The sequence below is a fragment of the uncultured Mucilaginibacter sp. genome (assembly GCF_913773635.1).
Lineage (GTDB): Bacteria > Bacteroidota > Bacteroidia > Sphingobacteriales > Sphingobacteriaceae > Mucilaginibacter.
Map to the genome: position 1 here is coordinate 590497 of NZ_CAJYGQ010000006.1, position 22362 is coordinate 612858.

General features: G+C 40.3%; 19 protein-coding genes. 12 read left to right on the forward strand and 7 right to left on the reverse strand.

Translation table 11 applies throughout. The annotated features are described in order from the left end of the window. Positions 1 to 15 precede the first annotated feature (15 nt). Complete coding sequence (locus QZ407_RS07920; RefSeq protein WP_295769459.1) at positions 16 to 684, reverse strand: DUF6766 family protein; 669 nt, start codon at positions 682 to 684, stop codon at positions 16 to 18. A gap of 178 nt (positions 685 to 862) precedes the next feature. On the opposite strand from QZ407_RS07920, the gene QZ407_RS07925 reads away from it, so the two are divergent. From QZ407_RS07925 to QZ407_RS07940, 4 genes are all read left to right on the forward strand, one after another. Then, positions 863 to 1564 (forward strand): YetF domain-containing protein, encoded by a 702-nt coding sequence (locus tag QZ407_RS07925; RefSeq protein WP_295769462.1) that lies wholly within the window; start codon positions 863 to 865, stop codon positions 1562 to 1564. Positions 1565 to 1578: 14 nt separating this feature from the next. Beyond that, positions 1579 to 2268: a YetF domain-containing protein gene (locus QZ407_RS07930; protein WP_295769465.1), complete on the forward strand. Its 690-nt coding sequence runs from the start codon at positions 1579 to 1581 to the stop codon at positions 2266 to 2268. A 375-nt stretch (positions 2269 to 2643) separates the two neighbouring features. Further along, positions 2644 to 3999 (forward strand): glycoside hydrolase family 28 protein, encoded by a 1356-nt coding sequence (locus tag QZ407_RS07935; protein WP_295769468.1) that lies wholly within the window; start codon positions 2644 to 2646, stop codon positions 3997 to 3999. A 19-nt stretch (positions 4000 to 4018) separates the two neighbouring features. Next, positions 4019 to 5845, forward strand: coding sequence for an AAA domain-containing protein (locus tag QZ407_RS07940; RefSeq protein ID WP_295769471.1), 1827 nt, complete (start codon positions 4019 to 4021; stop codon positions 5843 to 5845). Positions 5846 to 5888: 43 nt separating this feature from the next. Here QZ407_RS07940 and QZ407_RS07945 read toward each other — a convergent pair whose 3' ends face one another. Further along, a complete protein-coding gene (locus QZ407_RS07945) occupies positions 5889 to 6179 on the reverse strand; it encodes a hypothetical protein (RefSeq protein WP_157541928.1) in 291 nt (96 codons plus the stop codon). 98 nt (positions 6180 to 6277) lie between these two features. Here QZ407_RS07945 and QZ407_RS07950 point away from each other — a divergent pair, with 98 nt between their 5' ends. Beyond that, entirely contained in the window at positions 6278 to 7432 is a 1155-nt protein-coding gene (locus tag QZ407_RS07950; protein ID WP_295769476.1) for a tetratricopeptide repeat protein, read from the forward strand. Here QZ407_RS07950 and QZ407_RS07955 read toward each other — a convergent pair. Next, positions 7429 to 8013, reverse strand: coding sequence for a riboflavin synthase (locus tag QZ407_RS07955; protein WP_295769478.1), 585 nt, complete (start codon positions 8011 to 8013; stop codon positions 7429 to 7431). The two genes, QZ407_RS07950 and QZ407_RS07955, sit on opposite strands and share 4 nt — an antisense overlap. Before the next feature lie 172 nt (positions 8014 to 8185). Here QZ407_RS07955 and QZ407_RS07960 point away from each other — a divergent pair, with 172 nt between their 5' ends. From QZ407_RS07960 to QZ407_RS07970, 3 genes are all read left to right on the forward strand, one after another. Next, positions 8186 to 9055 (forward strand): methylated-DNA--[protein]-cysteine S-methyltransferase, encoded by an 870-nt coding sequence (locus tag QZ407_RS07960; protein WP_295769481.1) that lies wholly within the window; start codon positions 8186 to 8188, stop codon positions 9053 to 9055. Continuing rightward, entirely contained in the window at positions 9042 to 9641 is a 600-nt protein-coding gene (locus tag QZ407_RS07965; protein WP_295769484.1) for an alpha-ketoglutarate-dependent dioxygenase AlkB, read from the forward strand. The genes QZ407_RS07960 and QZ407_RS07965 overlap by 14 nt, the downstream gene beginning before the upstream one ends. Before the next feature lie 235 nt (positions 9642 to 9876). Next, on the forward strand, positions 9877 to 10353 hold the full coding sequence (locus tag QZ407_RS07970) for a VOC family protein (RefSeq protein ID WP_295769487.1): 477 nt from the start codon (positions 9877 to 9879) through the stop codon (positions 10351 to 10353). A gap of 29 nt (positions 10354 to 10382) precedes the next feature. Here the strand turns inward: QZ407_RS07970 and QZ407_RS07975 are convergent, their stop codons facing one another. From QZ407_RS07975 to QZ407_RS07985, 3 genes are all read right to left on the reverse strand, one after another. Next, complete coding sequence (locus QZ407_RS07975) at positions 10383 to 11690, reverse strand: DEAD/DEAH box helicase (protein WP_295769490.1); 1308 nt, start codon at positions 11688 to 11690, stop codon at positions 10383 to 10385. Between the two features lie 143 nt (positions 11691 to 11833). After that, positions 11834 to 13957, reverse strand: coding sequence for a tetratricopeptide repeat-containing sensor histidine kinase (locus tag QZ407_RS07980; RefSeq protein ID WP_295769492.1), 2124 nt, complete (start codon positions 13955 to 13957; stop codon positions 11834 to 11836). A gap of 184 nt (positions 13958 to 14141) precedes the next feature. Continuing rightward, entirely contained in the window at positions 14142 to 15215 is a 1074-nt protein-coding gene (locus QZ407_RS07985) for an AI-2E family transporter (RefSeq protein ID WP_295769495.1), read from the reverse strand. Between the two features lie 196 nt (positions 15216 to 15411). Between QZ407_RS07985 and QZ407_RS07990 the strand changes: the two genes are divergently transcribed. Next, complete coding sequence (locus tag QZ407_RS07990; protein ID WP_295769497.1) at positions 15412 to 16518, forward strand: NADH:flavin oxidoreductase; 1107 nt, start codon at positions 15412 to 15414, stop codon at positions 16516 to 16518. 105 nt (positions 16519 to 16623) lie between these two features. Here QZ407_RS07990 and QZ407_RS07995 read toward each other — a convergent pair whose 3' ends face one another. Continuing rightward, positions 16624 to 18603, reverse strand: a complete 1980-nt coding sequence (locus QZ407_RS07995; protein WP_295769499.1) for an ATP-binding protein — start codon at positions 18601 to 18603, stop codon at positions 16624 to 16626. A 252-nt stretch (positions 18604 to 18855) separates the two neighbouring features. Here QZ407_RS07995 and QZ407_RS08000 point away from each other — a divergent pair, with 252 nt between their 5' ends. The 3 genes from QZ407_RS08000 (at position 18856) to QZ407_RS08010 (ending at position 21919) form a co-directional block, all read left to right on the forward strand. Continuing rightward, the gene (locus tag QZ407_RS08000; protein WP_295769501.1) at positions 18856 to 19761 is read left to right on the forward strand and encodes an AraC family transcriptional regulator; all 906 of its coding nucleotides are present in this window, start codon (positions 18856 to 18858) and stop codon (positions 19759 to 19761) included. A 93-nt stretch (positions 19762 to 19854) separates the two neighbouring features. Beyond that, positions 19855 to 20853: a YhdH/YhfP family quinone oxidoreductase gene (locus QZ407_RS08005; RefSeq protein ID WP_295769504.1), complete on the forward strand. Its 999-nt coding sequence runs from the start codon at positions 19855 to 19857 to the stop codon at positions 20851 to 20853. 226 nt (positions 20854 to 21079) lie between these two features. Beyond that, positions 21080 to 21919, forward strand: coding sequence for an SDR family NAD(P)-dependent oxidoreductase (locus QZ407_RS08010; protein WP_295769506.1), 840 nt, complete (start codon positions 21080 to 21082; stop codon positions 21917 to 21919). Positions 21920 to 22362 lie beyond the last annotated feature (443 nt).

Genomic DNA, 22362 nt, shown 5'->3' on the forward strand with positions numbered 1-22362 from the left:
AAGTATACGCCGTGCTTATTTGCCTGTTTCCATATGCGGTGCGTCAACCGGTTTTGATTCAGGCGAACCTTTTTGTCTTAAGTAAATGCTTAAAAACACAATGGATACGATGGAGATGAACTCGCTTTGCCAATTTTGAAACGTTTCGAACCAAAACGTAGGCTCAGATAAAAAGCCGGTAAACGTTTCGGCTGGTTTGTGCTTTAGTAGTTGCTGATTGTTATGGTCAACCCAACTGCCGTAAAAGTGAAGAATCCAGCTAATAAGGAACAGCAAAAGAAAACATAGGGATAATGAATTGCTGTAAACTTTTAACCACCAGCCACCTTTGTTCACTAAGGATGGTGCATTGGGTCCAGGCTTAGGTTCGCGGTCAACCTCTTCTTGTTCCGTTAAACTTTTTGATTCTGCCGACCCAATCTGCCTTAACCCTACTGTAAGAAGCACATACATCCCCATCTGCAAAAACTCGCTCTGGAAGTTTTCAAACGTGGCCGATATAAAGTGCCCGCTACGTAGGTAGCTTGCAAATGCTAATGCTTTGCCACCCTCTTCTACAATTTTGTTATTGTTTTCTTTCCAACCAGTTAGTGCCTGTCCAGCTAACGTAATTGCAAAAAGAGCAAGGAAAAACAATGTAAGTCCGTTACGGTACCAAAATGAAAATGGTGACTTCTTAATCATGTTTGTAGCAGGTTTGAAATCACAACCTTTTCAATCTACATTTTGTTTTATTCCCAAAAGTTGTCTTTTAAATTTGAGAATAATTATTTTATAAATAAGAAACCTAACGTTCATATGGCTGTTGTCCTGATGTACCTGCCTCTGCATTTTATTTTCCCCGGCAACATTTATTGCATTTATGAAAAAAGAAGAAATCCACTTAGAGGATATTCAACGAATATTGTTTGGCGAAGCACCACCTATATTTTTGCTTGAGGTTTTCATACGTACTGTATTAACATACATTATTTTACTGTTTGTTATACGGTGGTTAGGCAAACGAATGAGCGGACAGGTTACCATTATGGAAATGGCAGTAATGCTTACACTCGGTGCCATTGTATCAACGCCAATGCAGGTACCCGAAAGAGGCATTTTACAGGGCGTTATATTGTTGCTTTGTGCGGTAGGATTTCAGCGGGGTATAAGTTTATGGGCGTTCCACAATCACAAATTTGAAAATTTTACGCAAGGCAAGCCAAGTATGCTGATTAAAGATGGCGTAATGCAGCTTAAGCAAATGCAGGAAGACAGGATATCAAGGCAACAGCTTTTTGCCGAACTGCGTAAGCAAAACATTCACAACCTTGGTGCAGTTGAACGCGTGTATCTTGAGGCAAGCGGTTTAATAAGTATATTCAAAGCTCCGCAGGCAAAGCTTGGCCTTGCAACCCTTCCGCCCGATGATAAAGAGATTATGCAGGTGTTTGAAGAGGGAAACAAACCAAAAAATGGCGAAATGATACTAATGGCATGCATTAACTGCGGTACGGTTAAACCTCAAAGTACAAATGGCTCTTGCCACGACTGTGGCAAAGACAATTGGATAAATGCTATATAATTAAATTAAATCAGATGAAACCCGGAGATATAAAGTTTACTGATTGGGGACGTTGGCTGTACGGTGATGTACCTGCTGAGTTTTACACCGAATTGGTAATACGAGCAGCCTTTATTTATATTTTTTTAATGGTTGCCATGCGATTGCTCGGTAAGAGAATGTCGTCGCAATTAAGCCGTAATGAAATGGCCGCGCTGGTTACGTTGGCTGCAGCAATTGGTATTCCGTTACAAACTCCCGAACGGGGTTTACTACCCGCAATTATCATTGGGATTATAGTAGTTTATGTAGGCAAGTGGATTGCATACAGAGCTTCGGTTAATCAAGACTTTGAGAAATTTTCTCAGGGGAACCTTGATGTAATGGTCAAAGACTCGGTTATGGAGCTTGGTAATATGAAACGCGCACGTATTACCCGCGAACGGCTTGTGGCCGAGTTGCGTTCAAGCGGCATAAAGCACCTTGGCCAAGTTAAGCGGTTATACATGGAAGCCAACGGAACCTTCACTATAATAAAACAAGATCCCATAAAGCCCGGACTTGTAGTATTGCCGCTATTTGATCACGAATATATTGCTCAATTAAATAAACCTCATGATATTACCGTTTGCAAAAGCTGTGGCTTTGCTCGCCCAAAATCCGTAAATGACAACCAAAACTGCCCTAATTGCAATAAAAATCAATGGACCGATGCTGTACAATAACATCTAATTCTAACTCTAACTTTTGTGATTCATCAATTTACAATTCAAAACAACAACCAACAAACTGTTATTACTATTGAACCAGGCACCTACCAGGAAACAAGTGTCTACGAAGTACAAATGAACGAGATCTATTTGCATTTCTATTTGAAAATGATACCTGGAAACACAACAATGACCATCAATTACCACCTCCTGTGCTTGATCAAATTATTGCACGCATTGTTGAGGTAGATCAAAAATTACATGTATAAGCAAGGTACAGGTTTGGCGCGTTTTGCATTGTTGAGATTGCTAGACCTGTACCCTACTTTTGATGATTTAAAATCCTTCACTTCTGAGTAATTAGTTAGGTTTGCAAAAATCTAGTTTTTAATGAAGCTCTATCTTGCTTTCCTTATTCCTGCTTTATTTTGCGCATGTAAATCGGCTGATAAGCATGTGGAGTCTGTAAACGATGTTAAAAGCAACATTTTAAAAAGCATTCCAAAGGTTGAAATTTCTGATAATGTTGTTTCCATCACCAATTTTGGTGCTAAAGGCGATTCGGTTACCGATAACAAACCAGCGTTTGACAAAGCCCTTAAAGCGTGTAAGGAAAAAAAAGGATGCAAAATAACAGTTCCCACGGGCACTTACTTAGTTAATGGCCCCATTCATCTTTCATCAAACACATCAATTGATTTAAGCGAAGGAGCTAAACTTGTTTTTGGCACTAACGCAAACGATTACCTACCTGCCGTGGCCACCAGTTGGGAAGGAACATTTCTATATAATTACAGTCCGCTTATTTACGCTTACAAAGCAAGCAACGTTGCCATTACTGGCAAAGGAACTATTGACGGAAACGGCGCAAACGGCTTTAGTAAGTGGTACGATTTGCAAAAGGCCGATCAGCAACTAAGCCGGCAAATGAACCACGATGGTACTCCGGTTAATAAAAGAATGTTTGGCAAAGGCCACTTTTTACGCCCGCAACTCATTCAATTTTACGAGTGCAAAAATATTTTGGTTGAGGGAGTAACGATTATTAATTCCCCATTTTGGTCGGTACACTTTTTAAAGTCAGAAAATATAACCGCGCGCAAAGTTAAATTCAATGCATTCAACAGAAACAACGACGGTTTTGATCCTGAATACTCGCGGAATGTATTAATTGAAGATATTGACTTTGACAATAGTGATGATAACGTGGCCATAAAGGCCGGCCGGGATCATGAGGGTCGTAAAACGGCCACCCCATCTGAGAATATAGTGATCCGTAACTGCAGGTTTGAAGGCTTGCATGGCGTTGTAATTGGTAGTGAAATGTCGGCAGGTGTTCAAAACATTTTTGTAGAAAACTGCACTTATGCCGGCGACTGCAAAAGGGGAATTTACCTAAAGTCAAATGCTGATCGTGGTGGGTTTATTCGCAAAATTTATGTAAATAATCTCCGGTTCGGTAAGGTTGAGGATGGAATTTATATTACCTCCAACTATCATGGCGAAGGTAAGGGGCATGTAACAAATATAAGCCAGGTTTACTTCAATAATATCAAATTTAGTAATGCAGCAAATTTCGGCTTAGTCATACAGGGGTACCCGGGCAAGAAGGTAAAAAATATTCATTTTTCGAATATCAGTATTGATACCTGCGCCAATGCTGTCAGTTTTACCGATGCCGAAAATATTATACTTGGCAATATTGTAATTGGAAAACAGGCCACTACCCCATCTGCTGCAAAGTAAAAGCTCAACTAAAATTTAAATGAATCCTTATTTTAATAGCCTGTTAACATCGCTGGATGCCGAACGTAAGGCCGATGCCTTATCATTTGCTGCGCTTACCAACGGTACAGGTGCTGCACAACGCCGCACATTAGGTTTATGTTGGTATCCGGTTGCCATTCGCAATACCGAACCGGCACGCGGGGACTACACCAGTATCGAAGTTGAGCGTACCACGCATAAAGACATTACGCATCAAATTCGTTTTGGCAGCTCTGTGGCTTTATTCTCAAATCACGATAATAACGATCGCGTAAATGGCACGGTAAGCTACGTAGGCACCGACAGAATGCGAATTACATTACTGACAGATGAACTACCGGATTGGGCAAGCGATGGCAAATTAGGTATTGATTTGTTATTTGACGCATACAGCTATGATGAGATGACAGCGGCCCTTAAAACCGCAGGCAAGCTCGAAACACCGATAGTGAACGTACTTACCGGCCAGGCAAAGGCTACCTTTTCAACCACAATACCGTACAACAACAATGCTTTGAACCAATGGCAGCAAATGGCTGTGGCCAAAATTTTGACTGCGCAGCAGTTAGCTATAGTTCATGGTCCGCCGGGTACAGGTAAAACCACCACCTTGGTTGCCGCTATAAATGAGTTGATTAGGCAGGGTGAGTCGCAAATATTAGTGGTTGCACCCAGCAATACAGCTGTTGATATGCTGAGCGAAAAGCTGTCGCACACCGGGCTTAACGTTTTGCGTATAGGCAATGCTGTGCGCGTGAGCGACTCGTTACAACGGCTGACCCTTGATAGTAAGATAGGCAGCCATGAGCAAATGAAAGATATTAAGAAGCTGAAAAAGCAGGCATCTGAATATAAAAACATGGCTCACAAGTATAAGCGCAGCTTTGGCCGCGCCGAAAGGGAACAACGCAAAGCCTTGTTTAACGAGGCTCACCGCATAATGCGCGACGTTGCCAAAATAGAAGAATTTTTGAGTGATGACGTTATAAGCAGATCACAAGTTATTACTGCTACACTGGTAGGAGCCAATCATTATACTATTAAAAACCGTGTATTTAACACGGTTATAATTGACGAAGCCGGCCAGGCACTTGAACCCGCAACGTGGATACCCATTTTAAAAGCTAACCGCGTGATAATGGCCGGAGATCACCTTCAGCTCCCTCCTACAGTAAAATCTCCTGACAGTGCGTTAACCAATACCCTGCTTGAAAAATGCGTTGCAATGCACCCTGATGCGGTGGTGCTGCTACAGGAACAGTACCGCATGAATGAAAAAATCATGCAGTTCCCATCGGCAGAGTTTTACGATGATAAACTTATTGCCCATGCATCGGTAAGCAACAGGCTTTTAAGTAATAGTGATAAACCATTTACATTTATTGATACCGCAGGTGCAGGTTATGAAGAACAGGCAGAAGGTACCAGCACCATAAATAATGAAGAAGCCGCATTTATAACCCGACATATACAAAGCTGCAATTACGATGGCGTGAGTGTAGCAGTAATAGCCCCTTACAAAGAACAGGTATTGCTTTTAAAAAACCTGCTTACGGGTACCAATATCGAAGTAAATACAGTTGATGGTTTTCAAGGTCAGGAGCGCGACGTTGTATACATATCACTCACCCGAAGTAATAGTGATGGCACTATAGGTTTCTTGTCTGATACAAGACGTATGAACGTAGCTATTACACGTGCAAAATGCAAAGTGGTATTGGTAGGCGATAGCGCTACACTTGCACATCATAAATTCTATAGTGACTTAATCAAGTATGCCGAGGACATTGGCGGGTATGAAAGTGTATGGGAGTATCAGGCATAAAGTAACTAAATAAAAAAGCCTCCCAAAAGGGAGGCTTTCGCTATTAGATGTTATTAATGGCTTCCTGTTCTTTCAAAGCCTGAATATTGTTTTTGCTGTTGAAATCATCGGTTTCATTAGCAAAGTCGGCTAATATTGAAGCAATGTTGTCAAGGTTGTCTGCCACGCGCTGGTGCATTTCGGGCAGATCTTTTTCCAAACGTTTATTACCTAAGTCAATATTATCAACTTCAATTTTTCCAAGTTTCTGTATTACTGCTTGCTGACTGTTCCTCAAATCCTCAAGTTCGTGAACAATCTTTTCCATTAATTCCGCTTTTTTCAACTTATCCATTTCAATTAAAGATTGGTTTCAGCTATAACAATAGATTTTTTACGAAATAGTTTGGATTATGATCAATAACTAATAACTTAGTTAAATAATCGACGGCTATGAAACGACTGTTTTTTTTATTTATTGTGGTTATTGGAGGTATTTTTAGGATGAACGCTTATGCGCAAAACATCAATGAAACACAATTACTTGAGTATTATCAAAATCAAAAATTTTTGGAAGCCGCTAATTATTTAAAAACTAATTATATCGAGCCGGTAACCGATGTAACTGCCCTATCGCGGCTGGCTTATGCATCACAAATGGCTGGTAAGCTTACCGATGCTGAATTGTACTACAAACGCTTATTTGATATTGACAGTAACAGGCTTTCAGTACTAAACAGCCTTGCGGGGATTAACTTGCGCCGGAGCAATTACAAAAAGGCAAATGACTACTACCAGCGTATTATAAAGGTTGATAGTACAAACTTTTACATTTATACACAGCTCGCCCGCATAAGCATGTTTACCGGCGATACACTTGGGTATGTTAATTCTCTTATTAAGGCTAACAAACTTAACCCCGAAGATGCCGATGTTGCCTCTGACCTGAGCAACGAATTAGTTAATCGTAAAAAGTTTGCTAATGCCCAATATATCCTTAGCCGGGCCATAGCGGCTGATTCACAGAACGTTGTTTTACTTCAAAGTTTATTAAAGCTTACCCATGCGCAATCAAAGTGGCCTGAAACCATTGCAACCGGCTTGCAATTATTACAACTGGGAGACGGTAGCTACCCTACTGCCATTAAATTGGGGCAGGCATACTACAAAATAAAGAACTATGTATGTTGCCTTGAAGTTTTGGCCGGCATGCCCGAAATGCAGCAAAATGAAACATCTTTTTACTACATGGGCCTAAGTTACAAAGCTTTAAAAAAGTATGCAAAAGCTATAAGCTACTTGGAAAAAGCAATCAGTGACGGCATATCTCCGGCAATACCAACCTATTATGGTGAAATTGCAAACAGCTTTCAGGAAACGAAGCGCTTTAAAAAGGCCGAACTTAACTATCAGAAAGGTTTGGAGTTTGCCGAGCGCCCGTTGTTGCTGTACTCATTGGCAACGTTATACGACGCCGACCTGAAAAACAAAGCGAAAGCTATAAAGTATTATAAAAAGTACCTTGCAACCAATCCGCCGGCCATGCAGCAGGTTTATATTGATTATACCAAAAACCGCATAGGCACACTTGCTGCTGCGGCCAATTAGCGCTGCATTAACCGGGCAACATATTTACCTATAATATCAAATTCAAGGTTAACCACATCGCCATCGCGTACGCTTTGCAGGTTGGTATGCTCATAAGTATAAGGTATAATAGCAACTGAAAAACTGTTAAGCTGTGAATTTACAACGGTAAGGCTTATGCCGTTAACGCATATAGAACCTTTTTCAACTGTAACATTGCCTTTAGAGGTATCGTATGTAAAAGTATATTCCCAGCTGCCCTCAAGTGCTTTAAATGCGCTGCAAACAGCTGTTTGATCAACGTGCCCTTGTACAATATGTCCGTCAAGGCGGGCATTCATCTGCATACAACGTTCGAGGTTAACTAAGCCACCAACTTGTAAATTGCCAATGTTTGATTTTTTAAGCGTTTCATCTATAGCTGTAACAGTATGGCTGCCATCAGCAACTGCTACCACAGTGAGGCATACGCCGTTATGCGCTACCGACTGGTCAATTTTCAATTCAGAGGATATATTGCTTTCAACGGTTATGTGTACATTTCCGCTTTCATGCTCAAGCTTGGCCACCCGACCCAGGGTTTCAATTATTCCGGTAAACATTTAAATTTCTGTGTACTTAAATAAATATTCAAGTGTTTATTTAAGGCCAAAACTAACTATAATCTTACCACCTTTTATCAGGTGTACATCATTATCGATATATTTAATTACGCAAGAAACGGGTTGGAAACGAAAACCTCCTAACGTAGTTTTGCTGTTATTAGATATTGAAATGGAAACGCAGAACAAAACAGATTACAAAAGGATTGCCGATGCTATTGAATTTTTGAAGTCGAATTTTAAAAGCCAGCCTGCTTTGGATGAGGTAGCGACACATGTAAATTTGAGTCCGTTTCACTTTCAGCGTATGTTTACAGATTGGGCAGGCGTATCACCTAAGCAGTTTATAAGCTACCTTACCCTTGAACATGCAAAATCTATTCTTGCTAACAAGCAAGCCTCACTATTTGATACCGCCTTGGAAACTGGCCTATCGGGTTCCGGAAGGCTACATGATTTGTTTGTTAAGATAGAAGGAATGACGCCCGGCGAATACAGAAACGGTGGTGAACAGCTTATTATCAATCATAGTTTCGCTCCCAGTCCTTTCGGGCGTTTGCTTGTTGCTTCAACTTCCAAAGGCGTATGTTATATGGCTTTTGCCGATGAAGATGACCAGCTTGCCATTACTTTGCTTAAAAACCGCTTCCCTAACGCCAGCTATATAACAAGCACTGATGGTCATCAACAAAATGCCATGCTTTTATTTAAGCATGATTGGAGTAACCTGCGTTCTATAAAACTTCACCTCAAAGGCACTCCTTTTCAGCTTAAAGTATGGGAAATGTTACTTACGGTACCAGCAGGTGGGTTGATTACTTACGGACGTTTAGCAGCTCAATTGCATAGCCCTACTGCCAGTCGAGCGGTGGGTACAGCAGTCGGCGATAACCCGATAGCGTTTATCATACCTTGTCATCGCGTAATTCGGTCAACCGGCGAAATTGGTAAATATCATTGGGGTAGTACCCGTAAAAATGCCATGATTGGCTGGGAGGCATCAAGAATTTCGATTAGTAATTTATCCGATGAAATTATTTGATAATAACATACAGAACTTGCTGCCTTATGATGGAGAAGCTTTGTACCATGAAGGTGTGTTGGATCCCATTGAGGCCGACAAATACTTTGAAATACTTTTAAAAGAAATTGCCTGGGTAAACGATGAAGCCATTATGTTTGGCCGGCGCATCATCACCAAAAGGAAAGTTGCCTGGTACGGAGACGCTGAATATAAATATAGTTATTCAAAAATTGAAAGGCATGCGTTACCATGGATCAACAGCCTTAAAATGCTTAAACAACAAGTTGAGAGTGCATCTGGTAAAACCTTTAATTCCTGTCTGTTAAATCTTTATCATGATGGAACCGAAGGCATGTCCTGGCATAGTGATGATGAAACGGAACTAGGTGAAAATCCGGTTATAGCATCTTTAAGCTTGGGAGTAAACCGAAAGTTTTCGTTCAAGCATAAGCAAACAAAAGAGACCGTCTCAGTAGTGCTGAATCATGCTAGTTTGCTACTGATGCAGGGTTCCACACAGCATAATTGGTTACACTCACTATCTAAATCAACAAAGATCACTGGCCCGCGCATAAACTTAACGTTTCGCAGAATCATTGATTGATTATAATACATGTCAAGGTAGTTGTTAAACGTTTAGCATATATTATCATTAATTTTTATAGATGTATGTTATTAAGTGAATTATGAATTTTAAATAAATCAATAACTAAAATAAATCAAGGCTTAGTCTTCCGGCAAGCTGTCGTAACTAAACTCTTAAAAAGTCGTAATTACCCCCTTTAAATATGTGATTGAAGGTGTAAATTCGATAGTATAAAATTTACATCAAATATATCATGCACCCTATTACATCATTTTTGTGGCTGGAAACGCAGGCTGAACAAGCTGCCAACTTTTATACATCAATATTTACAAACAGCGAAATAAAAAAGGTTACACGAACGCCTGAAGGTATACCTGGTATGAGGAGTGGTGCTGTGCTTACAGTAGAGTTTAACTTAAATGGGACTAACTTCGTAGCACTAAATGGCAATGCTCAATATAAACCGACGCCGGCAATTTCATTTGTAGTAAATTGTGATACGCAGGATGAAGTTGACCATTACTGGAATAGTTTGCTTGACGGTGGTAATGCAATGGCCTGTGGCTGGTTGACTGATAAGTATGGTATAAGCTGGCAAATAACACCTACCCTGTTACCAAAGTTAATAAGCGATCCAAACCAAGCTAAAGCCAATGCGGTTATGCAGGCTATGATGCAAATGATAAAGCTTGATATACCTACATTGCAAAAGGCATACGATGAGGCATAAAAAAAGCCCGGTATTTAACCGGGCTTGTATCAACCATACTTTTTCTTTTTAGTCATCTTAGCCTTTTCGCCCGAACTGTAGTTGTACGTTTTAGCGTTTTTAGCTTTTTTTTCATGGAATGCTGCCCCACGTTCATTTTCATCCGGCTTGGTATTGCTAGCTTGTGTATCTTCCGATGTCTTCTTACGTTCCTTTTCAATAATAAGGTCTTCCGGTAATTCAGCAACCTGAATTTTACTTCCTATTGCCTGCTCTATTTTGCGCACACCGTTTAGTTCCAAATCGGTAACAAAAGTGAGCGCCATAGTTTCGGTTTCTCCTGATTCGTTATTTTTTTTAACTCTTATAAGGTATGTCTCAGCATCCAGTGGTAATTCAAAATGTAGCAGAAAAGGAACATCCTTTAATGGAAGCTCGCCTACATCCTCATTAACTACCAAAAGCGTGCGTATATCATCATCAGCTAAAAAAGCTTCTACAGAGTCGAAGCCAGTATAATCATAAAACCACGGACTAAACAAAGCCACTGAGCTGTTATTGCGGGTTTGTAGCGTTTTATATAGTTTTTCAGCAGTTTGCCGGGTGTTTACAAATACTACCGTTTTGGTGAACAGTTCATCATCCTGCATAAACAAACGCAACAAATTTACCTTTGTACCAAAATTAGGTACGTGATATAACAGCTGGTCAATGGTATCAAACGTCCGCTCTCCCATTTCCTCAACCTCAATGGTTGCTGGTTGGCGCATAAAAGGACTTATCATGCGTTCCAGTTTATCGTGCATTACTTCGGTAAATACAAGGTGCTGTCCTTTTTGAATACTTTGTGCAAGCTCATTAACCGGCAGTTGCAAACCCTGTTTAACAATCAGGTCAGCATCATCAACCACAAGTAAATCTACAGTATTCAAATTTAGTCCTAGCTTAAGGTAGATAGCACGAGCGCGGTCAGGTGTTGCCACCACAATATCGGCACCTTCAGCCATATCATCCATTTGTACTTCAGTGCTGCCAGCTGCGTGCAGCCCCACCAAACGTATTGATTTATTGGTATTAAGCTGGTTAAATTGTTGTAATACCGCATCAACGCTCTCTGCATCAGGCACAAGTACCAGCACGCGGGTTATACCGTCGGCTGCGTAAGTAAAGCGGTTGAGTATGCCTGTAATATATGTGGTAGTTTTGCCACAACCAAGCGGACCAATGGCAATAACATCCTGCCCGCCAATTATGCGGGATAACGTTTTTTGTTGAATATCGGTTGGGCCTTCAAAGCCTGCTTCGGTTAAAGCACGCACCAAACCCTTTTTAAGTTTTAATTTTTCTGCCCAGGCCATTCGTAGTCTCGCTTTAAAAAAGAAAGCAAAATTACTTTTTTTAGTTGGGATGACAGATAAGAAAATTTTGGCCCCAGGCCTGGCGGGTAATTAAGTCAGTTTTTCAACGACTAATAAGACGCCGCTGCTATAAAATATTTATCTTATACAATAGGTAAGTCTATGTAGAATGTAGTACCGACGCCCAATATACTTTCAAACCATATAACGCCGTTGTTTTGCATTACCATGTCTCGGCATAGTATCAAGCCCAGGTGACTTCCTTTTTCTCCTTGTGTGCCGGTAGTCAACGTATGGTCGAGGTTAAAAACCTTATCCTGATCATCATCACTCATTCCCCGCCCGGTATCTTTGATAGATACTACTGCTCTGTCATCAATTATCTCTGCGTGAAAAGTGATACTATCGCCGGGATTACAAAACTTTACACTGTTTGAAAGCAGGTTACGTATAACCAGGCTAATCATATTTCTATCAGCAAATAAATTCACCGGCGTAGCAATGCTATGCTTAACATGCAAATTCTTTAATCCAATTTTAGTGGCATACAGTTGTATGTTTTCGTCAATGCAATACCGCACATCGAAGTCTACCGGATTAATTTGTATTCCCTCAAACTGGCTTTTTGACCATTCAAGCAAATTATCGAGGAAGTTACCGGTGCTTAATATCGTATCTTCAAGTTTAATCAGTAATCCTGAAAGTTCCTTTTCGCCTATTTCACCATCATGATATATTTCCAACAGCGTTTGCAGTGTACTCAACGGACTGCGCAAATCATGAGATACTATAGAGAAAAACTTATTCTTAACATCATTTAAACGCTCCAGCTCTACATTTTGCCTGTGCGTTAAATCCATTTGTTCGTTTAAATCGTGATTGAGCTTTTCGAGCGTAGTGTTAATTTGGGCTATTTCCTCTTTTTGTTTGGTGAGTAGTTTGTTGGCCGCATGTTTCTCAATATTACGACGGTATTGTACAATGAGAAGTAAACATACTGAGGCAAGAATAATAATAATGATGATAATAACGCTGCTGTATTTTTTTACCTGCGATTCATATCCTGTTATTTGCTTGGTAATTTGTTTATTATCAGCTGCAAGTTCGGCATTTTCAACCCTTATGCGGTTAAATTCGGTAAGAGTAACGTTCTTCAAAGCGTTTTCGGCCTGTATACTATCCTGGTTGGCTATATACCGCGATTGATATTGGAAGGCTTTTTCAATTTGATTACGCATTTTATACACCTCAACCAACTTTTGCAATGCATCCGCAATAGCAATTTTTGATTGTGCCGCCTGCGCAAGGTTCATGGCCAGCAATGCATGTTCTTCGGCATGTTCATCTTGTTGAAGAGCCAGGTACACATCGGCAACCATGGTGTGTGTAGTGGCCTCTTCAAATTTATCATGCAACGTGCGAAAACCAGTGATAGCAATATTGAAATGCCTTAATGCTTCGCTGTACTCCTTACGTTTGTAAAACAACCTGCCTAAGCCTTTGCGAGATAGCGAACCACCATTAATATCTCCAACACTTTCTCTTATTTGCAGGCTTTGATTAAGATGACTCAATGCCTTAACAAATTGCCCCATCACCTGGTAACAGTTACCAAGCTCATAAAGTGCACTGCCTATACCTGCTTTATCACTAACGGCACTATAGCTTTTTAAAGCCTGCTGAAAATAGCTTTCGGCCAAGCTATACTGCTTCATTTCATAATATATAGAGCCAATGTTAACCAAACACTGATTTATGCCCCTGGTGTAAGCAATTTTCTTGTATACTTTGAGTGCCTTGATATTGTATTTTATAGATTCCTGTTCATCATCAAGCCTGTCGTAAGCGTACGCCATACAAGCCAAACTACGCCCCATGCCTAATTGATAGTTGATGCTTTTTGATTGATTATAGGCTACATCAAAATAATAAAGTGCACTATCAAGCTTACTTTGTATACCATACGAAATGCCCATATGTACATAAGCATCAGCATAAGCTTGCTTATTACCAAGTTTAGCGGCCAAATTTTGGTAAATATTTGCGTAGTAAAATTTCTTGTGTGGATCAACTCCTGAATAAGCTTCGGTAAGTTGTTGCAGTAACGATAGCCTGGAAGAGTCGGGCATGGTTTGGCTCAACACCTTTTGCAGTGAGTCTACTTTTCGCTTTTGGGCAAAGCCGTAATTAGTCAGTACCGTTAGGCACAACACGATAATGTACCTAATACGGCCTGTGTAAAACTTACAGGTGTAGAAATTAAACATAGGGGTTAACCAAATATAGCAGGTTAAACTCCTTTATACGATATTTAATTATAATTAGTTGCTTATTAAATATTTAGCAGCTTTATGTCGATATAATTCTACGTGAGAACTCTATATTACACAACGTATATATAGGGCTTCAAAATATACACCCCCACATATAATAGTTGGTTTCTGTTAACTTTTATACAGTTAGGTTGGTGTTTATTTGTCCTTTTGCTTTGGCACGCATAGGTTTAACGTATAGTTCATCAACCAAAATCATAACAATGGCTAATAACGGAACAGCCAGAATAATACCAAGCGCTCCTGATAAAGTTCCCATTAGTATTTGACTGATAATGGTAAGTGCAGGCGGCATATTAATTAACTTTTTTTGTATGATAGGAGTTATAATGTTACCAACAATGGTTTGAGTTACAATGTACATTAACGCTACTATTATAGCAGTATTAGTACTAATGGTTAAAGCCAGTAACACGCCCGGAATCATTGCTGCAGCCGTACCAAAGTTGGGTATAATACGCAATACACCAGCAATTAGTGCCAGCACCAGGGCAACGGGTAAATCCATAAATGTGAAGCATATGGTTAGCATAACGGTAACCAGTACTGTAGCCAACAGGGTGCCTTTTAGCCAGCCTTTTAATGACAAGCTGATACGGTTAATTACGTATAAACCCATAAACTTTTTGTTTTCGGGCAATAACAGTAAAATTCCGTCTTTGTATATAGAAGGGTTGACCGAAAAAAATATGCCTAAAAAAAGTATGATATAAATATTTCCTAATACGCCAAAGCTTGTGCTAAAAAATGATTGCGCGGTATCCATCATTTTTTGGTTGCTGTTTCGTCCGTTAAAGTACTCAAGCACCTTGTGTCCTAAAGGATCTTTTGAAAGCTTGGCCTGGAAGTTACTGATGGTATGTGGAAGGCTATCACTTAGTTGCGAAACTTGTGTTGCAATTTTAGTTCCCATAAACCACAGTGATATTGCAAGTAAGGCAAAAGTACCGCACACCGAAATAATCATGGCCCATTTACGACTTAAGCGGGTTTTACGTTCTATTAAATCGCCCAGTCCGTGAAAGTAAACGGATACTAATGTACCGCAAAGCACCATCAGCAATAAGTTGAATGCTACACGGGCTATTAGTATTATAATTACGAGCAATGCAATTATGGCTACCGTTTGCCATACCTTTTGTATGTAAGTGAGTTCCTTTTGAGTAGTGTGCTCTGTTTTATTCTTGATCATGTAAATATGTGCCAGGAGTTAAGCTAAAGACAGTTTGCATTCCTAAATGTTTTATAAGTTAATTCGCGTTAGTCATGACTTCACTCGTTGAATTTTATCCATACAAGTTTGCATTAGTGCAGATATAAAGATTCTATTGCAGGCTTAAGCAACTTTCTCAATGTTAAAATGTAAATAAATTTAACAACACTTATTTATGAATACAGACAGCTTGTTCAGGCCGTTTAGCTTGAAATCTTTAAACATACCCAACAGAATAGTGATGGCGCCCATGACGCGATCATTCTCGCCAAACGGCATACCAACCAACACTGTAGCCGAGTACTACGCTAAACGTGCAGAAGGCGAAGTTGGCCTTATATTGTCAGAAGGAACGGTAATCAATCGTTCATCATCATCAAATGAGCCAAACGTGCCGCACTTTTACGGCAATGAAGCGTTGGCTGGTTGGCAAAATGTAATTAATGCCGTTCATGCTGCGGGTGGAGCTATGGGGCCGCAAATATGGCACATGGGTGTTATGAACAATCATGCGTCGGGATGGACACCGCCCAAGCCATTTGAAGGTCCGTCGGGGTTAAACAACCCAAACCTTAAAAACGGTGTAGCAATGACAGAGAATGATATTACCGATACTATTGAGGCATTTGGCCAGGCTGCTGCAGATGCAAAGCGTTTAGGGTTTGATACTCTTGAATTGCATGGTGCACATGGTTATTTGATTGATCAGTTTTTTTGGGATGCAACTAACCTTCGTACGGACGCATGGGGCGGCAAAACCCTCACTGAACGCAGCCGTTTTGCCATTGAAGTTATAAAGGAAGTACGCAAGCAGGTTGGTGACGACTTTGCTGTAATATTACGCCTGTCGCAATGGAAAGGCACAGCGTATGACAACAAACTGGCAGCTACTCCTCAAGAGTTAGAAGCCTGGCTTAACCCTTTGGCTGATGCAGGCGTAGATATATTCCATTGCTCGCAGCGCCGTTTTTGGGAACCTGAGTTTGAAGAAAACGACCTTAACTTTGCGGGGTGGGCAAAAAAGGTAACCGGTAAAGCAACTATTACTGTAGGATCAGTTGGATTAACCGGTGAGTTTCTAGCTGCATTTGCCGGCGAAAGCTCACAGCCAAGTTCATTAGATGAATTATTACGAAGGATGGACCGCGGTGATTTTGACCTGGTTGCCGTTGGTCGTCCGCTTTTGTCAGATCCGCAATGGGTGAAGAAAATTCGTGAGCAACGCACTGATGAGCTAAAAGGCTTTACCAAAGATGCCTTAGCTAAACTGGTGCTGGAATAAGCAGTGACACTACACCATCAATAAAGGCCGCAAAAAAGTTGCGGCCTTTATTGATAAAAATTGTGCTGCTTTAAGGCTGTGAAACAAACACATTTGAATAAAATACTAATCGGCGGCAGGCAATTCTACATAAAAGGTTGTGCCTTCTCCCAAAGTACTAGTAAGCCAAATTTTACCATTGTGCATATCAATAATTCTTTTTGATATTGAGAGGCCTAAACCAAATGGCTGCTCCCCTCCTGTTCCAACTCTTTTAGCAGGTGTAAACATTTCAAAAATACTCTCCTGATCTTTAGCAGGTACACCAATTCCTTTATCAGCAATTGATATGATTACTTTGTTATCACTCTTTGTTATAGCAACCTTAATAGAAGTTTTCTCGTGGCTGAACTTTATAGCGTTAACGATCAGATTATTGAACACCCGCCAAATTTTTTCATGATTGATGTAAGCCATTACACTTTCTTGATCACTTGTAAATTCAATTTCCTGCTGTTTTTCATCAGCCTTAAACTGCAACAGCTCAACAGAATCAAACAGGAGATTTTTTATATCAATAAGCTCCACCTTTAATTCTTCATTTTCATTGGCTAACCCCGATTTTAACAACTCGTTAATCATTTCCATGGTATGGATACCGGTTGTTTCAATTAAATGAAGCATATGCCTGCTTTCATCGCTAAACTCATCTTCACCAAGTAAAATAGCGGCCAAACCTGTCATGCCCGATAATGGATTTCGTAAATCATGCGCCATTACCCGCATAATTCTTATGTAGTTTTGATTTACTCGCTCAAGCTCAGTAAGGGTATGTTCAAGCCTTTCATTTTGTAGTGCCGCTTCTTTGTTTGCCTTCTGGCTCCTTTTCAAACTACGGTTTATAAGTACAATTATCACAATTGACAGTAATGCAATTACCACACTACCCGCCAAAAAAATTTTTTTAAGCTTATTTTTTTGCGAAAGCTTAATTACGGTTTGCTGCTGTGCCAATGAGTTCAGCTCTCTATTTACATCAAGCTTGTATAAATTAGCCGATACACTTTCAAGCGAATCTTTTAAATGGATGTAGGTGTTTTGATAACCATAGGCTCCGTCTTTATTACCTTTAGCAAACAAAAATTGCGCATACATTTTATTCCAGCCTACCTCAATATCCAAATTTTGCTTACTGTATTTTTTTAATCTGGTTTTGCTTTGTTCAAAGGCTGCAGCGGCCTTATCAAACTGCTTTTTGCGCGTGTACAGATCAGCCAGCTTTAAGTAAGGAGGAATTTTAATGCCATCAACTTCTTTTAAAGGCAATTGCACAGCCTTGAGCAGGTATAGCTCAGCATGCTTTAAATCGTTTTTACTTAGGTAAAGGCCGCCAAGATTATCAAAAACAGCAATGCTTGCAGCATTAACATCAATGCCTTTTGATTTTGCCGTATCTATAAGTTTTAAATCTTTCAGATAAAAATATTCGGCACTATCTAACATCAATGACTTTTGGTAGGAAATGCCGGTATTGTTAAGTACTCCCTGCAACGTGTAAAACTGCTTTTGGAATGAATATCGGTTGCCGCATTGCATAATCAGGTTATAACTGTTTGACCACAGCCTTGCCGCCTGCCTGAAGTTTTTTTGCTTGTAATAAATGTTAGCCATTTTAACCGACAGGTAGCCGTCATCGCAGTTGCCGTTGTTAAGTATTTGTTTGGCTTTGTAATAATATTTAAGTGCGGTGTTATATTGCTTTAGGTTTACACTAGCCTCACCTTTGCATAACAGCGCTTTGTAGTACTGATTTGGGTATTGCTTTTTGCGGGCGTCGGTTGAGAAGAAAGCCATGGCGCTATCGGCGTAACGATTTCGCAACTCAAAATCAATTTCCCATTGTGCCAAAAAACAATAATAATCCGTAACAGCCGGACTTGAGTCTTTAATCAGGGGACGAATCTTTTTTAAATTTCTAATCCCGCTATCGCCTTTCGACACTGTCATCAGGCTGTCGGTTAGTCTTAGTTGCTTGTCAATGTCAACGTCCGGACTTGATACCTGTTCTTTACATGACATCCAGGTTAAGATGGAAGTAAAGGACATAATGATGCATACGCACCGGGAGTAGTATGAAAACTTCATCAGCACTTATCGGTTACCAATTTAATTGCAATTTGGGAGGAAAGATAGGCAAAAGTATTTTTTTGGGGTAATTTAGGGTAAAATTGGTATAAATGAGTATTAAAATATTGCTGTTAGATTTACCTTATGTTTGAATTTTGCAATCATTTGTTTGCAAATTGCAATTGCTTGAAATTTGCAACCTGTAAATTTGAATTATGAAAATTTGCAATTATGAGCAAGGCTGAAACTTTAGAGGATTTTTACCAGCATAAATTCAACTACCTGCCGCAAAACCTGCAACAGGACATCGGCCATTTCAACGTATTTAAAACCGAGGATTGCTATAAACCTGATGCCAAACCCATTGTTTATGCACGCCGCGACTTTTACAAGGTAAGCCTATCAAAAGGGCATTACCGCTTCCACTACGCTGATAAAAGTATTGAGGTGAATGGTTTTACGCTTATATTTTTTAATCCGCAGGTACCTTATACAGTTGAAAACCTGTCTGACGAGCGCTCGGGATACTTTTGTATTTTTTCCAAATCATTTTTTGCCGATAAGCTGCGCGGTACATTGAGCGATTTGCCGATGTATGCACCCGGCGGAAAGCCCGCTTATATACTCACAGAAGAGCAATTTGGCCAGGCAGGTGACATATTTAAACGCATGTTGGAGGAGATCAATTCTGACTACGCCTTTAAGTATGATTTAATACGCAACTATTTAACTGAGCTTACTCACTTCGCCCTGAAAACGCGTCCGCAAGAAAGTTTATACCAGCATCCTGATGCGAAGTCGCGCATTACAGCTGTGTTTACTGAACTACTTGAGCGTCAGTTTCCTATTGAAACGCCATCTCAAAGATTCACCATGCGGTCGGCCAAAGATTTTGCTTCGCAACTTGCGGTACACGTTAACCACCTTAACCGCGCAATTAAGGAAACCACCGGTAAAACTACCACAGATTTAATTGCCGAACGTGTAACCTCTGAAGCAAAATCACTGCTTCGCCACACCAATTGGAACGTATCTGAAATTGGTTATTGCCTTGGGTTTGAAGAACCTGCTCATTTTAATAACTTCTTCAAAAAACAAACCCAGGTTACGCCTACAAAGTTCAGGCTAGCAGCTTAATTGAGTGCGATTATCGATATTGTTGACCTTTGGCAATTCATTTTTACTTCAAACTAAAGTTGATTTTGCTTAAATGGAAAACTATATTTGATTATGGACGCAACTTTCAATGCACTTGTGATTAGTGAAAATGCCGGGCAGTATGTTCAAAAAATCAAACAGATCGCCATAGACAAACTGCCGGATAATGACCTACTTATAAAAGTTCATTACTCATCGGTTAATTACAAAGATGCATTGTCTTCGTCGGGCAATAAGGGTGTAACTAAACACTACCCCCATGTGCCCGGTGTTGACGCGGCCGGAGTTGTAATTGAATCTAAGAGTGCATTGTTCAAAACCGGTGATGAGGTAATTGTTACCGGTTACGACTTAGGTATGGACACCTGGGGTGGCTTTGGCGAATACATAAGCATTCCCGCAGCATGGGCAGTTCCGTTACCCAAAGGCTTATCTTTGTATGAATCCATGATATATGGGACAGCTGGCTTCACTGCTGCTCTCTCTGTTTACCAGATTATTAACGCAGGCATTACACCTTCAAAGGGCGAAATTGCCGTTAGTGGTGCAACCGGCGGTGTAGGCAGTATTGCTGTTGCTATACTTAACAAGATTGGGTTTAATACTACAGCAATTTCAGGCAAAAATGATCCGGATTTTTTAAATAAAATACTTGGAGCCAGACAATTTATCAGCAGGGAAGAATTTGTTAATAAGCACAATAGCAGGGCATTGCATACGCCTATCTTCGCCGCGGGTGTAGATACTGTTGGTGGTGAAGTGCTATCAGGAATTATAAAGTCCGTACAATATAGCGGCGTGGTAACCTGCTGCGGCATGGTGGCCTCCCCTGAGTTATTAACCAGCATTTTTCCTTTTATACTTCGTGGCGTGTGCCTTACAGGCATTGATTCGGTACAGGCCCCGATGTCGCACCGCATTCAAATATGGCAATTGATGGCCAGCGGCTGGAAGCCAGCAAACTTAACACAGCTTTCCACTCAGATAACTCTCGAACAACTCCCTGATGCACTTAACCAAATTTTAAAAGGACAGGCTAAAGGTCGCTTTGTATTAAAGCACAATGTTTGATCTATTAAATTCTTTCTGAATTTATCCTATTTTATCCCGCTTTACCCTTTTACTACCTTGACAGTTTGTTTAGGCTTTCGCCTAAATGCTGGTACATTTTAAGATGTATTTGGTAGATGAACCTATACTTAGTTTGAATTTTGCAATAATCGGGTTGATTTATGCAAACGGTTACTTTTTGCCTAATGTACTTTTGTGTTATTAAATAAACACAAATAACAAGGCTATGAAAACAAATAAAGTATGGTTTATTACAGGTGCTTCTAAAGGTTTTGGTTTAAGCCTGGTAAAACAATTACTAGCACAAGGGCAGCCGGTAGCGGCTACCTCACGTATTATAAATGATCTTAAACAAGCAGTTGGTACCAACTCATCGTTGTTTTTACCGTTACAAGTAGAGTTGGCGAATGAGGAAAGCGTAAAAAATGCCATTGCTGAAACGCACAATACATTTGGCCGCATTGATGTTGTGGTTAACAACGCCGGATACGGTATTGGAGGAAGTATTGAGGAGCTAACCGATGAAGAAACCCGCCACAGCTTTGATGTAAATGTATTTGGCACATTAAACGTAATACGTAAGGTAATGCCTTATCTGCGCGAGCAAAAATCAGGACACATTATAAATTTATCATCAATTGCCGGAATTGCACCAGGCATGGGTTGGGCAGTGTATGCGGCCGCCAAGTTTTCAGTGATAGGTTTGTCGGAAGTATTATGGCAAGACGTTAAAGACTTTGGTATTAACGTAACCGTTGTGGCTCCGGGTGCATTTCGTACCAGCTTTTTAACACCCGAATCGTTGGTGCTGGCCAAAAACCCTATTGATGAATACACCGCGGTACATGATGTACATGCAAGGTATTTGCAAATGGATGGTAAACAAGCTGGCGATCCGGAGAAGGGTGCAAAAGCTTTAATTGACCTTGCCTACGAGGAAAACCCTCCGCTTTACCTACTCTTAGGAAGCGATGCGTATGACCGTGCTATGTCTAAGCTTGAACAGCTTGAGAAAGAATTTAGACTCAATGAGGAGCTAAGTAAGTCAATGGCCTACCACGGCTAAAACGCGTTGAACTTCCAATAAATGCAATCATCTCTTATAATTTATGATGAAATTTGAAATTTGTTTATTGCTGCTTGATGTATTGCGCATTGGGTTGGCGTTATCATTGAGCTACTACTTTGTAAAAAATGTATTCAGCAAAATAGAAGCAGAATACTAAAAGGTAGTGCAGCAAAGGCCAATTAGTTGTGATTGGCCTTTGCTGCATAAAAAACGGCCGTTTGAATAATCAAACGACCGCTACATTACATATGAAAACTTAATAGGGAATTTGTTTGGGCTTTGTTACTTGCAGCTTATTCTCTGCTGGCCAGTACCTGTGCAGGAGTGCGTTGAGCTGATTGTTGTTGCATACCTGCAAAGATCACACCCTCGGTGTACGCATGGCCTTTGATGCTCATGCCGCTGGTGCCTTTGGCTAATGCTGATACCACTACCTGGTA